General features: G+C 56.5%; 12 protein-coding genes. 9 read left to right on the forward strand and 3 right to left on the reverse strand.

Going from position 1 to position 15,497, the window contains the following annotated elements:
- Positions 1-2 precede the first annotated feature (2 nt).
- Positions 3-887: a phosphonate ABC transporter, permease protein PhnE gene (gene phnE / locus GC090_RS07930; RefSeq protein WP_033739486.1), complete on the forward strand. Its 885-nt coding sequence runs from the start codon at positions 3-5 to the stop codon at positions 885-887.
- On the opposite strand, the gene GC090_RS07935 is transcribed toward phnE, so the two are convergent.
- On the reverse strand, positions 841-3,441 hold the full coding sequence (locus GC090_RS07935; RefSeq protein WP_324021547.1) for an ATP-binding protein: 2,601 nt from the start codon (positions 3,439-3,441) through the stop codon (positions 841-843). The two genes, phnE and GC090_RS07935, sit on opposite strands and share 47 nt — an antisense overlap.
- A gap of 146 nt (positions 3,442-3,587) precedes the next feature.
- Between GC090_RS07935 and GC090_RS07940 the strand changes: the two genes are divergently transcribed.
- The 6 genes from GC090_RS07940 to GC090_RS07965 all read left to right on the forward strand — a co-directional run bounded on the left by GC090_RS07940 (position 3,588) and on the right by GC090_RS07965 (position 9,756).
- Positions 3,588-5,102 (forward strand): sugar ABC transporter ATP-binding protein, encoded by a 1,515-nt coding sequence (locus GC090_RS07940; RefSeq protein ID WP_324021301.1) that lies wholly within the window; start codon positions 3,588-3,590, stop codon positions 5,100-5,102.
- 10 nt (positions 5,103-5,112) lie between these two features.
- The gene (locus GC090_RS07945; protein WP_033739482.1) at positions 5,113-6,093 is read left to right on the forward strand and encodes an ABC transporter permease subunit; all 981 of its coding nucleotides are present in this window, start codon (positions 5,113-5,115) and stop codon (positions 6,091-6,093) included.
- Positions 6,094-6,164: 71 nt separating this feature from the next.
- Positions 6,165-7,103, forward strand: a complete 939-nt coding sequence (locus GC090_RS07950; protein WP_205955455.1) for an ABC transporter substrate-binding protein — start codon at positions 6,165-6,167, stop codon at positions 7,101-7,103.
- Between the two features lie 47 nt (positions 7,104-7,150).
- Positions 7,151-7,843 (forward strand): D-lyxose/D-mannose isomerase, encoded by a 693-nt coding sequence (locus tag GC090_RS07955; RefSeq protein WP_324021303.1) that lies wholly within the window; start codon positions 7,151-7,153, stop codon positions 7,841-7,843.
- The gene (locus GC090_RS07960) at positions 7,843-8,703 is read left to right on the forward strand and encodes a ketose 1,6-bisphosphate aldolase (RefSeq protein WP_324021549.1); all 861 of its coding nucleotides are present in this window, start codon (positions 7,843-7,845) and stop codon (positions 8,701-8,703) included. The genes GC090_RS07955 and GC090_RS07960 overlap by 1 nt, the downstream gene beginning before the upstream one ends.
- On the forward strand, positions 8,704-9,756 hold the full coding sequence (locus GC090_RS07965; protein WP_058701633.1) for a carbohydrate kinase family protein: 1,053 nt from the start codon (positions 8,704-8,706) through the stop codon (positions 9,754-9,756).
- Here the strand turns inward: GC090_RS07965 and GC090_RS07970 are convergent.
- Positions 9,693-10,436: a response regulator gene (locus tag GC090_RS07970; RefSeq protein ID WP_033739476.1), complete on the reverse strand. Its 744-nt coding sequence runs from the start codon at positions 10,434-10,436 to the stop codon at positions 9,693-9,695. The two genes, GC090_RS07965 and GC090_RS07970, sit on opposite strands and share 64 nt — an antisense overlap.
- A gap of 437 nt (positions 10,437-10,873) precedes the next feature.
- Between GC090_RS07970 and GC090_RS07975 the strand changes: the two genes are divergently transcribed.
- Both GC090_RS07975 and GC090_RS07980 read left to right on the forward strand, forming a co-directional pair.
- The gene (locus GC090_RS07975; RefSeq protein WP_199227855.1) at positions 10,874-12,172 is read left to right on the forward strand and encodes an NCS2 family permease; all 1,299 of its coding nucleotides are present in this window, start codon (positions 10,874-10,876) and stop codon (positions 12,170-12,172) included.
- Positions 12,173-12,569: 397 nt separating this feature from the next.
- On the forward strand, positions 12,570-13,592 hold the full coding sequence (locus GC090_RS07980; protein ID WP_324021305.1) for a coiled-coil domain-containing protein: 1,023 nt from the start codon (positions 12,570-12,572) through the stop codon (positions 13,590-13,592).
- A gap of 77 nt (positions 13,593-13,669) precedes the next feature.
- On the opposite strand, the gene GC090_RS07985 is transcribed toward GC090_RS07980, so the two are convergent.
- Positions 13,670-15,124 carry an AMP nucleosidase gene (locus tag GC090_RS07985; RefSeq protein WP_033742179.1) on the reverse strand — a complete coding sequence of 485 codons (1,455 nt, stop codon included), beginning with the start codon at positions 15,122-15,124 and terminating at the stop codon, positions 13,670-13,672.
- Positions 15,125-15,497 lie beyond the last annotated feature (373 nt).

The following is a 15,497-nucleotide window of genomic DNA, read 5'->3' on the forward strand; positions in this document are numbered from 1 at the left end:
CCATGGTTACGCTTGCGCCCGATATCAGCGCGATGAAACAGCAGCATCCCGCGCTGTTTGCTGCACAAAACCGCTATCTGCGTCGCCTTGCCATGCTGGCCCTGGCGCTGGTGCTCTATTATGTCTTTTTCTTTATGGTGTTTGGCATCGAATGGAACCGCCTGCTTACAGGATGCCAGCAACTGGGCCGCTATTTTCTGCGCATGTTTGTCTGGCAGGACTTCGTGAACTGGCCGTTTGGCTACTATTTCTCTCAGGTCGGCATTACGCTGGCGATTGTGTTTGCCGGCACGCTGACCGCCACGCTGCTGGCGCTGCCGCTCTCGTTTCTGGCGGCGCGTAATGTGATGCATGACAAGGTTGCCCGTCCCATTGCGTTTGTTGTGCGTCGCCTGTTCGATATGCTGCGCGGCATTGATATGGCGATTTGGGGCCTGATTTTTGTTCGCGCGGTCGGCATGGGGCCGCTGGCCGGGGTGCTGGCGATTATCCTGCAGGACATTGGTCTGTTAGGTAAGCTCTATTCCGAAGGCCACGAAGCGGTTGAGCGTTCACCCAGTCGCGGCCTGGGCGCGCTGGGCGCAAACAGTCTGCAGAAGCACCGGTTTGGTATTTTCACCCAGTCTTTCCCACAGTTTCTGGCACTGAGCCTGTATCAGATCGAGTCCAATACCCGCTCAGCGGCGGTGCTTGGCTTTGTCGGCGCGGGCGGTGTCGGCCTGGTGTACGCGGAGAACATGCGCCTGTGGAACTGGGATGTGGTGATGTTCCTGACGATCATCCTCGTTGTCGTGGTCATGGTGATGGATGCCATCTCCAGCCGCCTGCGTAAACGCTATATCATCGGGAAGCCGGTGCCGTTGTGGCAGCCTGGCGGGCACGATTAAGCCGCGCGCTGCGCTGCCAGGCGCGCTGAAGCGCCTGCACCAGCTGCGCTGCCTGCCAGGGTTTCGCCAGTCGTTCACATAACGGCAACGTGACGGGCTGGTGACGCAGATCCTGGCCGCTGATGAGCAATGTAGCCAACTGTGGCCACTTTTGCTGTGCCTGACGAATCACCTCCGCACCGTTAATCTCACCCGGCAGCATCAAATCGCTGATCAGCAAATCGATATCCGGCGTCTGGTGCAGCAGCGCCAGCGCCGCTTCGCCCGTGTCACACTCCAGCGTCAGGTAACCCAGTTGGTGCAGATGTTCACACAGGGTTTGCCGCACTGCCGGTTCATCATCCAGCACCAGAACTAACCGGTCCTGCGCGGCATCCGGCTGCGCCGGGTGCGAGGCGACGGATCGGACCGCCGGGACTTCGGGCGCGCGGGGCAGCAACAGCCGTACGGTGGTGCCCTGGCCCGGCGCGGTTTCCAGCTCTACCTGTCCGCCCGACTGACGAACAAAACCGTAGACCATCGACAGGCCCAGGCCGCTACCGGTACCGGTTGTTTTGGTGGTAAAGAAGGGTTCAAACACCTGCGCACGCACCTCTTCTGACATGCCGCAACCGTGATCGATGACCTCAATGGTGACCCGGTCTCGCTTTTCACCGCGCTCAGTGCGGCGCTGGTTCCAGATACGCAGACGGATCTCGCCGCTTTGTCCGGCCATCGCATCTCTGGCATTCACCACCAGATTCATGACCGCATTCTCTAACTGACTGGCATCAATCCAGGCAGGCCAGCCGGGCCGTTGGGCATCAATAATCAGGTGTTGACCGGGCAACAGCGAATGTTGCAGCAGCCCCTGCAGGTTTTCCACTAACGACACGACTGACACCGCATGCGGATTCAGGGTTTGCTTACGCGAAAAGGCCAGCAGTCGCTGGGTCAGCAGGGCTGCCCGATCCGCCGCCTGGCGGGCGCGTTCAACCCGGCTTGCAAGAGGGCCGGGCGGCAGTTGCCCCTCGGTTAACGCCAGGCTGCCGATAATGACGGCCAGCAGATTGTTGAAATCATGCGCGATGCCGCCGGTCAACTGACCTACCGCTTTCATTTTCTGACTGTGTACCAGCGCTTCTTCCAGCACCTTCCGTGAGGTGCGTTCCAGCACCGTGTTCACGCTACCGCGCCGGGGGACCGGGCTGAAGCGCAGTTCTACGGTGCGGCCATCGGCCAGCCTGACTTCCTGTGGTTCCGCCAGATCGTGCAGGTGTATATCAAGCTGCGCCAGCAGATGCTGGTAGTGCAGTCCCCGCTGCAAATCCCGCGGTGCGATGCCCAGAAGCTGCGGATACTGATCGTTCCACACCACCAATTCGCCGCTGTTATCAAACAGGGCAAAGCCATCACGCATTGCCAGAAAGGTGGATTCAAGTTGGGTACTTTTCTCTTTTAGCAGACGCGACGTATGGGCCAGCGAGGCGGTATTACGGGCAAACACATTGAAGGCGCGCGCCAGCTCGCCCAGTTCATCCCGTCGCTGAAGGCCCGGCACGCTGACATTGTGTTCCCCCTGGGCCAGCCGGGTCATTGCGGCGGCAATGGCGGTCAGGCTGGACCCCAGGTTGCGATAGATGTAGTACCCGGTATAGACGGTGATGGCGAGTGCCAACAGGGCAGAAAGCAGGATAAAGCCACTGACCGAATCCCGTTGTCGGTGAGTGGCAATGTTACGCTGATCACTTTGCCGGGCTACCTGCTGAACGTACGCGGTAATGTCATCATTCAGCGCGGCTACGAGCGCCTTGATACGGTAGGTGGCATAGGCGATGGACAGATCGCTCTGTTCCAGCGCTGCCGCCAAGGGGATCAGGCTGCGTTGGGTTTCCAGTAACTGCTGCACGTTGTCACCCAACGCCCCCAATGCGACCACGTTGCGCCATTGCGTCATCACCTGCTGCAACTGATCGATGACCGCGGTCGAGGAGGGCGTACGAATCGCAATATCCAGTAGCCTGCCGGTCTGCTGGCGCAAGGCGAAATCGGGTGCGCCGGTTCCGTTGCGGTGTGCCAGGTCATTAATGCGTTCCAGCAGCAGCTGTGACTGCCATAACCCGCTGAGCACAAGATTGCGCTGCAAATGACGTTCATGGCCCTTACGCAGCAACAGACTCACAGACTGCTCAAGCATCAGACTGCGTGCACGCAGTCGGGCCACGCGTTCAGGCTCGCGTGCAGCCAGCGGCGTACTGGCCAGCAGGGCGAGTGAATGTTGCAGGGCCTGCTGATTCTGCTGCAGTCGTCGCGATTCGCTCTGATATTCCAGCGCGCCCACGACCTGAGATAACCGCACGGCGGTGATGGCGACATTCGCGGTATTGCGCGCCAGCGCCAGGCTGCCGTTCATATCGGCCAGCGTCTGGGCCTGAGCCTGTTCCTGAAGGCTTCCGGCATGGCGAAAGCTGGTAATGGCCACCACGCTCACCATCAGGGTGACGCACACAACTAATAAATGCGACAGCAACAGGCGACCGCGCGCCCCGACCTGCCACGGCAAACTGCGTTGCATCAATACGCTCTCCGGCCATGCGACGATAGGGCGAGTATAAAAGTGAGTGCGAAGCGGAATATGACAAATATGAATGGCCGCTGACATTATCCATTTATCTTCTCCTGCTTAACTCGCGGCTATCCATAATCAGCAGGAGCGGGGCGATGACAGCTAAGCCGATACTTGAAATGCGTCAGATCACCCGGCGTTTTGGCCACTTCTACGCACTGAAAGGCGTTGACCTGACCGTTTATCCTGTCGAGGTGCATGCGCTGATGGGGGAAAATGGCGCGGGCAAAAGCACCCTGATGAAGATTCTGGCGGGGGCCTATACGGCCACCAGCGGCGAGGTGTTGATCAACGGCGAGCCGTATCCGCTTAAAGGACCGAAAGCGGCATTAGCGGCCGGGATTACGCTGATCTATCAGGAAATCAACCTTGCTCCGAATCTCACCGTGGCAGAAAACATCTTTCTGGGAAGCGAAATCACCCGTGCTGGCATGGTCAGGCGTCACCAGATGGCCCGTGAAGCGCAGCAGGTTATTAACCACTTAGGCGCGCAGTTCAGCGCAACGGACAAAGTCAGCAGGCTGAGCATTGCCGAGCAGCAACAGGTGGAGATTGCGCGCGCCCTGCATCGCAACAGCCGTATTCTGGTGATGGATGAGCCCACCGCCGCCTTATCCAGCCGCGAAACTGAACAACTCTTTGCCCTGATCAAACGGCTGCGCAGCCAGGGAATGGCGATTATCTACATCAGTCATCGCATGGCGGAAGTGTATGAGCTGTCGGATCGCGTCAGCGTACTGCGCGACGGGCAGTACGTCGGCAGTCTGACGCGCGACAACCTTAACGCCAGCGAGCTGGTGCGCATGATGGTGGGACGCCCACTCAGCGATCTGTTCAATAAAGACCGCACCATTCCTCGCGGCGAGGTGCGTCTGGCTCTGCACAACCTGTCCGATGGCGGCAAGGTACAGCCCTGTAGCCTTAACGTGCGGGCAGGCGAAATTGTTGGCCTGGCCGGCCTGGTTGGTGCGGGACGCAGCGAACTGGCCCAGCTGATTTTTGGCGTGCACCGGCTTCAGCAGGGTGAAATCTGGGTGGACGGCCAGAAGATAGAGATTCACTCCCCAAGAGAAGCGATTGCGCACGGCATTGGCTTCCTGACCGAGAACCGCAAAGAACAGGGATTATTCCTCGAAATGGCTGCACAGGAAAACATCGTGATGGCCACGCTGGAACGGGATGCGCAGTACGGCATGCTGAACCGCCGTCAAGCCAGAAAGATCGCCAGCGAGGCGATTGCCGCGCTCAATATCCGGGTTCCCCACGCGCTGGTGCGGGCAGGAGGCCTGTCCGGTGGCAACCAACAGAAGCTGCTGATTTCCCGCTGGATTGCCATTGGTCCGCGCATTCTCATCCTGGATGAGCCGACGCGCGGCGTGGACGTCGGGGCCAAAAGCGAGATTTACCGCATGATGCAGGATATGGCGCGGCAGGGCGTGGCCATTCTGATGATCTCCAGTGAATTACCGGAAGTGGTCGGCATGAGTGACCGGGTTTATGTGATGCATGAAGGCACTATCGCAGGGGAACTGGCAGGTAACGAGATCAGTCAGGAAAACATCATGACGCTGGCAACCGGTGCGTATAGCGCATCACCGCTTGAAGTATGAGGATAAAACCATGACACAAACGGCACGGATTCATCCACCCACGGTCAGACGAGCCCTGATGGGCGACATCATGCAGACCGTCGGCATTTTACCCATTTTGATTTTAATCGTGGCGGTCTTCGGCGTTGTCACACCCAATTTCTTTACCGAAGCCAATTTACTGAATATTACGCGCCAGGCGTCCATCAACATTGTACTGGCCGCAGGCATGACGTTTGTCATTCTTACCGGCGGTATCGATTTATCTGTCGGCTCAATGCTGGGCACGACGGCGGTGGTGGCGTTGCTCACTTCGCTGGATCCGATGCTGGCCTCGCTCACGATTCCGATGGCGCTGGGAGCCGGGCTGGCGATGGGCCTGTTTAACGGCATTCTAGTGGCCTGGGCCGGGCTTCCGCCGTTTATCGTGACGCTGGGCACCTATACCGCACTGCGCGGAGCCGCCTATCTGCTGGCGAACGGCACCACGGTCATCAACGCCGATATCAATTTCGAATGGATAGGCAATGGCTATCTGGGGCCGGTACCGTGGCTGATTGTTATTGCGTTCGCGGTGATTGCGCTTTGCTGGTTCATCCTGCGCCGCACTACGCTGGGCGTTCACATCTACGCCGTAGGCGGCAATATCCAGGCAGCCCGTCTGACCGGGATCAAAGTCGGGCTGGTACTGCTGTTCGTTTACGGGATGAGCGGCTTACTGTCCGGCCTGGGCGGACTGATGAGCGCTTCACGTCTCTACAGCGCCAACGGCAATCTGGGCATGGGTTACGAGCTGGATGCCATTGCGGCGGTCATTCTGGGTGGCACCAGTTTTGTGGGGGGAATTGGCACCATTACCGGCACGCTGATTGGCGCACTGATTATTGCCACGCTGAACAACGGCATGACATTGATGGGCGTTTCTTATTTCTGGCAACTGGTGATTAAAGGGGCCGTAATCATCATCGCCGTGCTGATCGACAAATATCGCACGCGTCATCATGTGGGCTGATGTCCCCTATGCAGAGAGTACACAACGCGCCATTCAGCAGTTGGCCAATAAATAACAGCAGGAGAAGATCTATGCGTTTTAATCCGATTGTAACCGGGTTGCTGGCGGCAACGCTGCTCAGCGCCGGTATGGCTCAGGCAAAAGAACTGAAATCGATTGGCGTGACGGTGGGCGATCTGGCTAACCCGTTCTTCGTGCAAATCACCAAGGGCGCAGAGATGAAGGCGCGCCAGCTGGCTGGCGATAACGTCAAGGTGACGCTGGTGTCGAGTGGCTACGATCTCGGACAGCAGGTAGGGCAGATAGATAACTTCATCGCCGCTAAAGTCGACATGATTATCCTGAATGCCGCGGACTCAAAAGGGATCGCGCCCGCAGTGAAACGCGCACGGGATGCCGGGATTGTGGTGGTGGCTGTCGACGTCGCCGCCGACGGTGCCAACGCGACGATCACCTCGGATAACACTCAGGCCGGTGAAATGGCCTGTAAATATATCGCTGACCGTCTGAAAGACAAAGGCAACGTCGTCATTATCAACGGGCCGCCGGTCTCGGCGGTGCAAAACCGCGTGGAAGGCTGTATGACGGCGCTGAAACGCTATCCTGACATCAAACTGCTTTCTTCTAATCAGAACGCCAAAGGCAGCCGTGAAGGCGGCCTGGAAGTGATGACCGGCCTGCTGTCGGCCAACCCGAAAATCGATGCCGTGTTCGCGATTAACGATCCAACCGCAATTGGCGCGGATTTAGCGGCGAAACAGGCACAGCGTAACGAGTTCTTCATTGTCGGAGTGGACGGCTCACCGGACGGCGAAGAAGCGCTGAAGCGTAAGAACTCGCTCTTTGCCGCCACGCCCGCTCAGGATCCTCAGGTGATGGCCGCGAAAGCCGTCGAAATCGGTTACGACATCCTGCAGGGAAAACCCGCACCGGATAAACCCGTGCTGATCCCGGTGAAGCTGATCGACCGTAATAATGTCGGCAGCTACAAAGGCTGGACCGTGAAATAAACCAGCAGGCGGCATCGCAGGGTGCCGCCTTAACGGGAGAGCGGAAGATGAAACGCGCCGACGTGAACAGACAGTTGCAATATACGCGAGACTTTTTCACCCGTCAGGACGTCCCTCTGCCGTCCTGGGCCGATTATGGTATCCGGCAGTGGCGTCAGCAACAGGAGGACATCACTGAAATCGTTGCCTTACGCCTGGGCTGGGATCTGACCAGTTTTGGTGGCGACGATTTTCTGCAAACCGGCCTGACGTTATTCACACTCCGCAACGGCTCGCCGCACGGAACGCCCTGGCACAAACCTTATGCAGAAAAAGTGATGCACGTGCGTGAAGGGCAGATAACGCCGATGCATTACCATCCGCGCAAGATGGAAGACATTATTAATCGCGGCGGCGGCAACCTGATTGTCGAGCTGTATAACCGTGAAGGCCATGACAAAGCCGCCACGCCGGTGACGGTTTCCCTGGACGGCATCCGGCAAACCCATGCGGCGGGTTCGCAGATCAGGCTTTCCCCTGGTGAAAGTGTCACGCTCGTCGCGGGCGTCTGGCACAGCTTCTGGGGCGAAAACGGCTTTGGTGACGTCCTGGTGGGGGAAGTCTCCATGCCCAACGATGATGACAACGACAACGTCTTCCTGACGCCGCTGGCGCGTTTCAATGACCTTGACGAGGATGAGGAACCCCAGAGGCTGCTTTGTAACGACTATTCCCGCTGGCTCACCTTGAGGAGTGAATGATGGCTTTGATTTCTCTGGCACAGGGGCTGGCGCATGCCCAGCAACAGGGTTATGCGCTGGGCGCGTTTAATGTCCTGGACAGCCATTTCCTGCGTGCGCTGTTTGATGCGGCAGAGCGACAGCGCTCGCCGTTTATTATCAACATTGCCGAAGTGCATTTTAAGTACGTCACGCTCGATCAGATCGCTGAGGCGATCCGTTTTGAAGCCGCGAAGCATACTGTTCCGGTGGTGCTGAACCTGGATCATGGCTTGCACTTTGAGGCGGTGATGCAGGCGATTCGTCTCGGGTTCACCTCGGTGATGTTTGATGGTTCGACCCTGAGCTATGAAGAGAACATTCGCCAGACGCGGGAAGTGGTTCGCGCCGCACATGCCGTCGGCGTTTCCGTTGAGGCAGAGCTGGGCGCAGTCGGGGGTGATGAAGGCGGCGCACTGTTTGGGGAAGCGGACAGCGAGAAATTTACCGATCCGCGACTGGCCGCTGAATTTGTGCGCGAAACCGGCATTGATACGCTGGCGGTCGCCATTGGTAATGCGCACGGCAAATACAAAGGGGAACCCAAACTGGATTTTGACCGGCTGGCGGCGATTCGTCAGCAAACCGGTGTACCGCTGGTGCTGCACGGCGGGTCGGGCATCAGCGACGCGGATTTCCGTCGGGCAATCTCACTCGGTATTCACAAAATTAACTTTTACACCGGCATGTCTCAGGCGGCCCTTGACGCGGTGGAACGCAGCCTGGCCTCGCGCAATACCCGTTATGATGAGTTCGCAGAGTTACTGATGGCGGTGGAAAAGGCGATTTGTGAAACCGTTATGCAGCAGATGAACATTTTCGGCAGCGCAGGCCAGGCGTAAATGGCAACGCGAAGCGGCATTCTGGCCGCAGGTGTCATGCTGGTGGATTATGTGCATCGCATCAGCCACTGGCCGGAACAGGGCTGGCTGACCGAAATACAGCACAGCGAAAAGGCCGCAGGTGGCGCGCCGCTCAATGTTCTGCTCACGCTGTCGCGCATGCAGTGCACATTGCCGCTGGCGGCGATTGGCCTGCTCGGCAATGACGCCGATGGCGATTTTCTGCTGGCTATGATGAAAGCGGCGCAGATTGACTACCGGTTAGTGCAGCGCACCGACGACAAGCCTACAGCGATGACCCAGGTGATGACGACACCGGACGGACAACGGACTTTTTTCTTTTCACCCGGCGCCAACAGCTTACTGGACAGACCGCACTTCGCCGCCGTCGATGACGCACAGCGCATCTTTCATCTGGGGTATTTGCTGCTGCTGGAAACGCTGGATAGCGTGGACAGCGAATTTGGTACCCGCAGCGCCCGGTTGCTGGCACACATGCAGCAGCGGGGCTATTTCACGTCCCTGGATCTGGCTTCCCGCGCGGGCGATTACCGCCCTCAGGTGCTGCCCGCCTTACGCTGGCTGGATTATCTGGTGATTAATGAACTGGAAGCGCAGGCGTTGTCAGGCGTGCTGTTACGTGATGGCCGCGGCATTCAGCCGCCCGCCGCTTTTGCCCGTGCCGCGCAGTGGCTGGCGGAGCAGGGCGTGCGTCAGCGTGTTGTTATCCATGCGCCCGAGGGCGCATGGGGACGTGAAGCGGACGGCGAAGGTGTCTGGCAGCCCGCCTGGCAGCTGGCACCCGACGACATTGTGGGCAGCGTCGGAGCGGGTGATGCGTTTTGTGCGGGCGTGTTGTTTGCCAGCCATGAAGGCGAGGATATGGTCTCGACGCTGAAACTGGCCCATACCTGCGCCTGTTTTAATCTGCGTGCCGCCAATGCGACAGACGGCATTCGCCCCTTGCGCGACATGCGTGAATGGATGGCTCAGGCGGTTTGTGTGGAAAGTCCCAGCCCTTCAGGTTTGACCACATCGGCAGAAAAAACATAGCCCAGCCCGCGGATAGTGCGGATCAGGCCGGGCTGATGCGGATTGGCTTCAATTTTACGGCGTAACCGCATGATCAGCACATCGATCGTGCGGTCAAAGACATCCATCGTCTCGCTGTGGGTCAGTTCTAATAACTGATCGCGTGTCAGGACCTTACGTGCATGCCGTACCATGGCGCGTAACAAAGTATATTCCCCCTGCGTCAGGGGAACCGTTTCGCGTTGAGGATTGAGTAACTGGCAGCGCGCTTCATCAAGCACCCAGCCATTGAAGCGCCAGCCTGACTGCGCGTCATCACTGGTTGCGGCACGTCCGCTGCGTCTGAGGGCGGCGCGTGCGCGGGCCACGACCACGCGGGGATTGAACGGTTTAGCAATATAGTCGTCCGCGCCCATCTCCAGACCCACGACCATTTCCGATTCCGATCCCATGCCGGTCAGCATGATTACGAGGATATCAGGCCGTTGACGCTGCAACTGCTGGAGCACCAGCAATCCATTGGTATCAGGCAACATCATATCCAACATTACCAGCGCGATGTCCGGGTGAGCACTGACCATCGCCAGCGCCTCTTTACCCTGATGACAACGATAAACCCGTAAAGCATGTTCACTGAGCGCGTCCTGCAACAGATCGCAGACCGCAGGATCATCATCCACCACCAGAACTGCTGGCTTCATTGTGTGACCTCAATGTTACTAAAGAGTTAATTTCGAGTTTACACATTCCCCTTTTGCCTGCAGGTTAATGCGGCTGAAACGTGACCAGCGTCGCCTCACAAAGTGTTGAAGCGTGCGTCAGCACCCTTTTTTCGCCTTTTCGGCACCAAAAGGAAAACGTTTGCGCATTTAGGGGGCAATGCACCATAATCGCGCCCTGATTCGGTTCAGAATTCTCTTAAGGCTCGTTTGCGCTTATCCAGGTAATCGATTGCGTGTCGGACTGGCACAGCAATTGCTTAAGCCTTAGCAATTGCTCACATGACAAAGGAAAGCAACCCCGGTTTTTAGCAGGCCTGCAACGGCGCAGGCCAGCCGTCGGCATTACCACAAACAGCATGATAATAACTTTGGCAAGAGAGCACGTACCTGAGTGACGTCTCTATCATCGAGAGATAATGATGTTAGAAAAACTATTTAAATTAAAAGCGCACAACACAACGGTTCGCACCGAAATCATCGCCGGGATCACGACCTTTCTGGCAATGGCTTATATCCTGTTCGTTAACCCCAGTATTTTAGGGGCGACCGGCATGGACAAAGGTGCGGTCTTCGTCGCGACCTGTCTGGCGGCAGCAATTGGTTCTGTGTTGATGGGACTGATTGCCAACTATCCTATCGCCCTGGCACCGGGAATGGGCCTGAATGCGTTCTTCACGTATACCGTTGTGCTGCACATGGGCTACACCTGGCAGATTGCGCTGGGCGCGGTATTCCTGTCTGCGGTTATCTTCTTTGCGTTATCAATCTTTAAAATTCGCGAATGGATTATCAAAAGCATTCCGTTGCCGTTGCGTGCGGGGATTGCCGCCGGTATTGGTCTGTTCCTGGCGATTATCGCGCTGGAAGGGGCGGGAATCGTCGTCGACAATCCGGCCACGCTGGTAGGAATTGGTGATTTGACCAAGCCTGGACCACTGCTGGCGATGTTAGGTTTTATCATCATCGTCGTGCTGGAGGCGCGCCGTGTGACGGGCGCGGTTTTGATTGGCATTCTGATCATTACCTTTATCTCCATGGGAATTGGCCTGACGCCGTTTGGCGGCGTATTTTCTGCCCCGCCGTCCATCGCCCCGACGTTTATGCATCTGGATATCGCGGGTGCGTTTAACGTGGGTTTGATTAGCGTGATTTTTGCGTTCCTGTTTGTCGACGTGTTTGATAACACGGGAACGCTGCTGGGCGTGACCAAACGTGCCGGGCTGGCTGACGAAGAGGGCAACGTGCCTAAAATGGGGCGCGCGCTTGTGGCGGACAGTGCGGCGGCGCTGTTTGGTTCTCTGCTGGGAACGTCCACGACCACCAGCTATGTCGAATCGGCTGCAGGCGTCAGCGCCGGTGGCCGTACCGGATTAACGGCTGTGGTGGTGGCGGTGCTGTTTTTACTGGCGCTGTTCTTTTCACCCCTGGCTTCCAGCGTGCCGGTTTACGCCACGGCACCCGCACTGCTCTTTGTGGCTGTGCTGATGACCTCAGGCCTGGCCGAGATCGACTGGAAAGACATTACTACTGCGGCTCCTGTTACGGTGACGGCCCTGACCATGCCATTAACGTATTCCATTGCAAACGGTATCGCTTTCGGCTTTATCACCTGGACCGTGGTGAAACTGCTGAGTGGACGGACGAAAGAAATTAATGCGGCGCTGATTATTCTTTCCCTGCTGTTTGTCATTAAGCTCGGCTGGTTGAGTGCATAATTAACTTCACCGTTACAGCATAGTTAATATGCTGTAACGGTTTTAGCGTTATATTTCGCGTCGATGCATCACCAGGCTGATTCAGCTTTTTTCAATCGTTGTGCATTCTCTTCCAAAATGAATATGAACTGCCTTTTCTTCACGCCTTTCACCTCTTATTCTCCGACAACACCTTCTGAATAAGGCGGCACGCTGGTTTTATTTTGCGTTCTTATTCAATCAGGTAATGTTTATTGTGCGGGACTTTGCTTCAATAACGTCGAAGCAGGTCGTGAATAACGTTAACGGATGCATGTAATCCGCCTGTCAGGGACCGATAATGGGCAACCTTTGTATAAAACGGGATCGCGGAAAGCCAAACGTAATCGACCGTCATTGCGGGACGGGAGGCAAAACAATGGAAAATTTTGAAAAGCGCTTTGAGCGACTGGAGCAAGACAGCCATCAGATGAAAATTGATCTGGCGCTGTTCAGTGGGCGCGCGACGGCATTTGCGACGAAAACCGATCTTGAAATACTGCGCTCAGAGCAAACGCTGTTTCACGTTGAAATGCTTCAGCGATTCACTGGCCTGGAAGAAAATGTAGGACACGTCGCGAGTCAGTTTGCCGGTATTGAGAACAGGCAGGATCGTATTGACAGCAAAATTTTTGAAATCAATAAGGTATTAGTCGACGTTACTAACCGGTTTAACAGCATTGACGCCACCTTCTCGGTTGTCATAGCGAAATTTGATGATACTGACAGCCGATTTGATGGGACAGATAAGCGGCTGGACGGACTTGGCTGTCGGTTCGAGGGTGTGGACAAGCGGTTCGACGGACTTGACTGTCGACTTGATGGCGTGGATAAGCGGTTCGACGGACTCGACTGTCGGCTTGATGGCGTGGATAAGCGGCTGGACGGACTCGACTGTCGGCTTAATGGCGTGGATAAGCGGCTGGACGGACTCGACAGTCGGCTTGATGGCGTGGATAAGCGGTTCGACGGACTCGACTGTCGGCTCGATAGCGTGGACAAGCGGCTGGACGGACTCGACAGTCGGCTTGATGGCGTGGATAAGCGGCTGGACGGACTCGACAGTCGGCTTGATGGTGTGGATAAGCGGCTGGACGGCATCGACAGTCGGCTCGATGGCGTGGATAAGCGGCTGGACGGACTCGACTGTCGGCTCGATGGCGTGGATAAGCGGCTAGACGGAATCGACTATCGCCTTGATGGCATTGATAAACGACTCGACGGAATGGATTGTTGCTTCGACAAGGTGGATCAGCGATTCGACAAGGTGGATGAGCGTTTCGATAAGCTGGATGCGCGATTTGAAAGCCTGAATAATCGCCTTATCTGGACATTTATGGTCCCGGCTATTCTGGCTGTGTTTGCCTGGTTTATAAATACTGCCGTACTGAACGCAGCCTGATTCAGCAGAAACGGAGAAGGGATGACGGCATTAATGTGAAAGAGATTCACCCTTAATACCGTCTTTGATTTTACTCTTTAACGGAACGGGGGTTCGTTAAACGTTCGCAGTTTACGCGAATGTAACTTGTCACCCTCAGCCCGTAACAGCTCTACCGCCTGAATCCCAATCTGCAGGTGTTCAGAGATGGCGCCGTCGTAAAAGCGATTCGCCTGACCGGGCAGCTTAATTTCGCCGTGTAACGGTTTATCGGAAACACAGAGTAACGTGCCATAAGGCACCCGGAAGCGGTAACCCTGGGCGGCAATGGTGGCACTTTCCATATCCACCGCCACGGCGCGGCTGAGATTAAAGCGCAGGGCAGAAGCCGAGTAACGCAGCTCCCAGTTACGGTCATCGGTGGTGACAACAGTACCGGTGCGCAGGCGCTCTTTGACTTCTTCGCCGGGCATACCGCTGACCGATTTGGTGGCATCGTAGAGGGCGCGCTGAACTTCGGCGATGCTGGGAATCGGGATATCCGGTGGCAGCACGCTATCCAGTACATGATCGTCACGCAAATACGCATGGGCCAGCACGTAATCCCCAATACGCTGACTTTCGCGCAGACCGCCGCAGTGACCTATCATCAGCCAGGCATGAGGGCGAATGACGGCAAGGTGATCGCAGATGGTTTTGGCATTGGAAGGACCCACACCGATATTGATCAGCGTGATGCCGCGGCGATGCGGTGACGTCAGATGCCAGGCAGGCATCTGATGTTTTTTCCAGGCCAGATCGGACAGCATCGCGTCATTGTTTTCCGTGTCAGCCGTCAGGATGACATCTCCGGCGCATACCAGGCTGTCAAACGGGGTTGACGGATCGCGTACCTGTTCGATGGCCCAGCGGACGAATTCATCCACATAACGCGTGTAGTTGGTAAACAACACGAACGGCTGAAAATACTCCACAGCCGTGCCGGTATAGTGGCGCAGGCGTGCCAGCGAAAAGTCGGTGCGCAGCGCATCAAAGTGGGAAAGGGGAAAGGTGGCGTCAGCATGAAACAAGCCATCTGCCGTTTCATCCCCAATCTGCGAGAGTTCAGTCGTGGGAAAATGACGGGCTATGCCGGCGCTCATGGTCCGGTCCAGCGACAGGTCAGAGCCGTCTATTACATACGGGTAGGGAATCTCCTGCTGTGACGGGCCGACTTCGATGTCCACGTCGTACTCTTTTTCCAGCATCGCCAGCTGTTCTGAAATGTAATGACGAAGCAAAGCGGGGCGGGTGACGGTGGTGCTGTAACTGCCTGTATGTGTAAAACGGCCCCATGCACGCGTGCGATTCTGTTGCGGTCCGTCTCCCTGCCAGGTAATGCGTAATTCAGGATAAACAAACAGGCCTTGCTCACGCGCGGCGGGGTCCGGCAGCACGCCTTCTTCCGTGTAGGCCTTGATGGACGCACGAAGCGCATCGACGGCGTCATTGTAAAGTTGCTCAAGCGCATCGAGTGCCTGTTCGCGTGTCAGCTTTTTCCGTTGGGCTGGCATAACTTCTCCTTTCAGGTTCTTACCACAATGCTCCTCAGCTTAGCGGTTTTAACAACGGATTGGGTGAAGAATCTATGATCGCGCGCATTTTGCGGCTGCCTGTTATGGGCGAGGCTAGTGGGCATCATGCGGCACTGAGTAAAAAAACGGATTAACCCGACAGCATCAGGATGTGCAGGGCAGCAATGGCTTTCGCTAAGGCAAGAGGGTGGACCGGAGCATGGCAGCACCGATTCGGCGCGACTAAAGGCGAGAGCAGAAAAGTGTGTAACGATGATTTAACAGGAATGCAAAACGTTTTGCATATTTCACTTTACGCTACCATCATTAGAGTTCTTTCCCGACATGTTCATATTTGGTACTCCTTTGCAAA

The sequence above is a fragment of the Pantoea sp. JZ29 genome, from assembly GCF_035190385.1.
GTDB lineage: Bacteria > Pseudomonadota > Gammaproteobacteria > Enterobacterales > Enterobacteriaceae > Pantoea > Pantoea stewartii.

Bases quoted from the DNA above. Each gene is read 5' to 3' on its own strand.
- GC090_RS07945 (WP_033739482.1), top strand. From the start codon at position 5,113: ATGACACAAACGGCACGGATTCATCCACCCACGGTCAGACGAGCCCTG.
- GC090_RS07955 (WP_324021303.1), top strand. From the start codon at position 7,151: ATGAAACGCGCCGACGTGAACAGACAGTTGCAATATACGCGAGACTTT.
- GC090_RS07940 (WP_324021301.1), top strand. From the start codon at position 3,588: ATGACAGCTAAGCCGATACTTGAAATGCGTCAGATCACCCGGCGTTTT.
- GC090_RS07975 (WP_199227855.1), top strand. From the start codon at position 10,874: ATGATGTTAGAAAAACTATTTAAATTAAAAGCGCACAACACAACGGTT.
- GC090_RS07970 (WP_033739476.1), bottom strand. From the start codon at position 10,436: ATGAAGCCAGCAGTTCTGGTGGTGGATGATGATCCTGCGGTCTGCGAT.
- GC090_RS07950 (WP_205955455.1), top strand. From the start codon at position 6,165: ATGCGTTTTAATCCGATTGTAACCGGGTTGCTGGCGGCAACGCTGCTC.
- GC090_RS07980 (WP_324021305.1), top strand. From the start codon at position 12,570: ATGGAAAATTTTGAAAAGCGCTTTGAGCGACTGGAGCAAGACAGCCAT.
- GC090_RS07960 (WP_324021549.1), top strand. From the start codon at position 7,843: ATGGCTTTGATTTCTCTGGCACAGGGGCTGGCGCATGCCCAGCAACAG.
- phnE (WP_033739486.1), top strand. From the start codon at position 3: ATGGTTACGCTTGCGCCCGATATCAGCGCGATGAAACAGCAGCATCCC.
- GC090_RS07965 (WP_058701633.1), top strand. From the start codon at position 8,704: ATGGCAACGCGAAGCGGCATTCTGGCCGCAGGTGTCATGCTGGTGGAT.
- GC090_RS07985 (WP_033742179.1), bottom strand. From the start codon at position 15,124: ATGCCAGCCCAACGGAAAAAGCTGACACGCGAACAGGCACTCGATGCG.
- GC090_RS07935 (WP_324021547.1), bottom strand. From the start codon at position 3,441: ATGCAACGCAGTTTGCCGTGGCAGGTCGGGGCGCGCGGTCGCCTGTTG.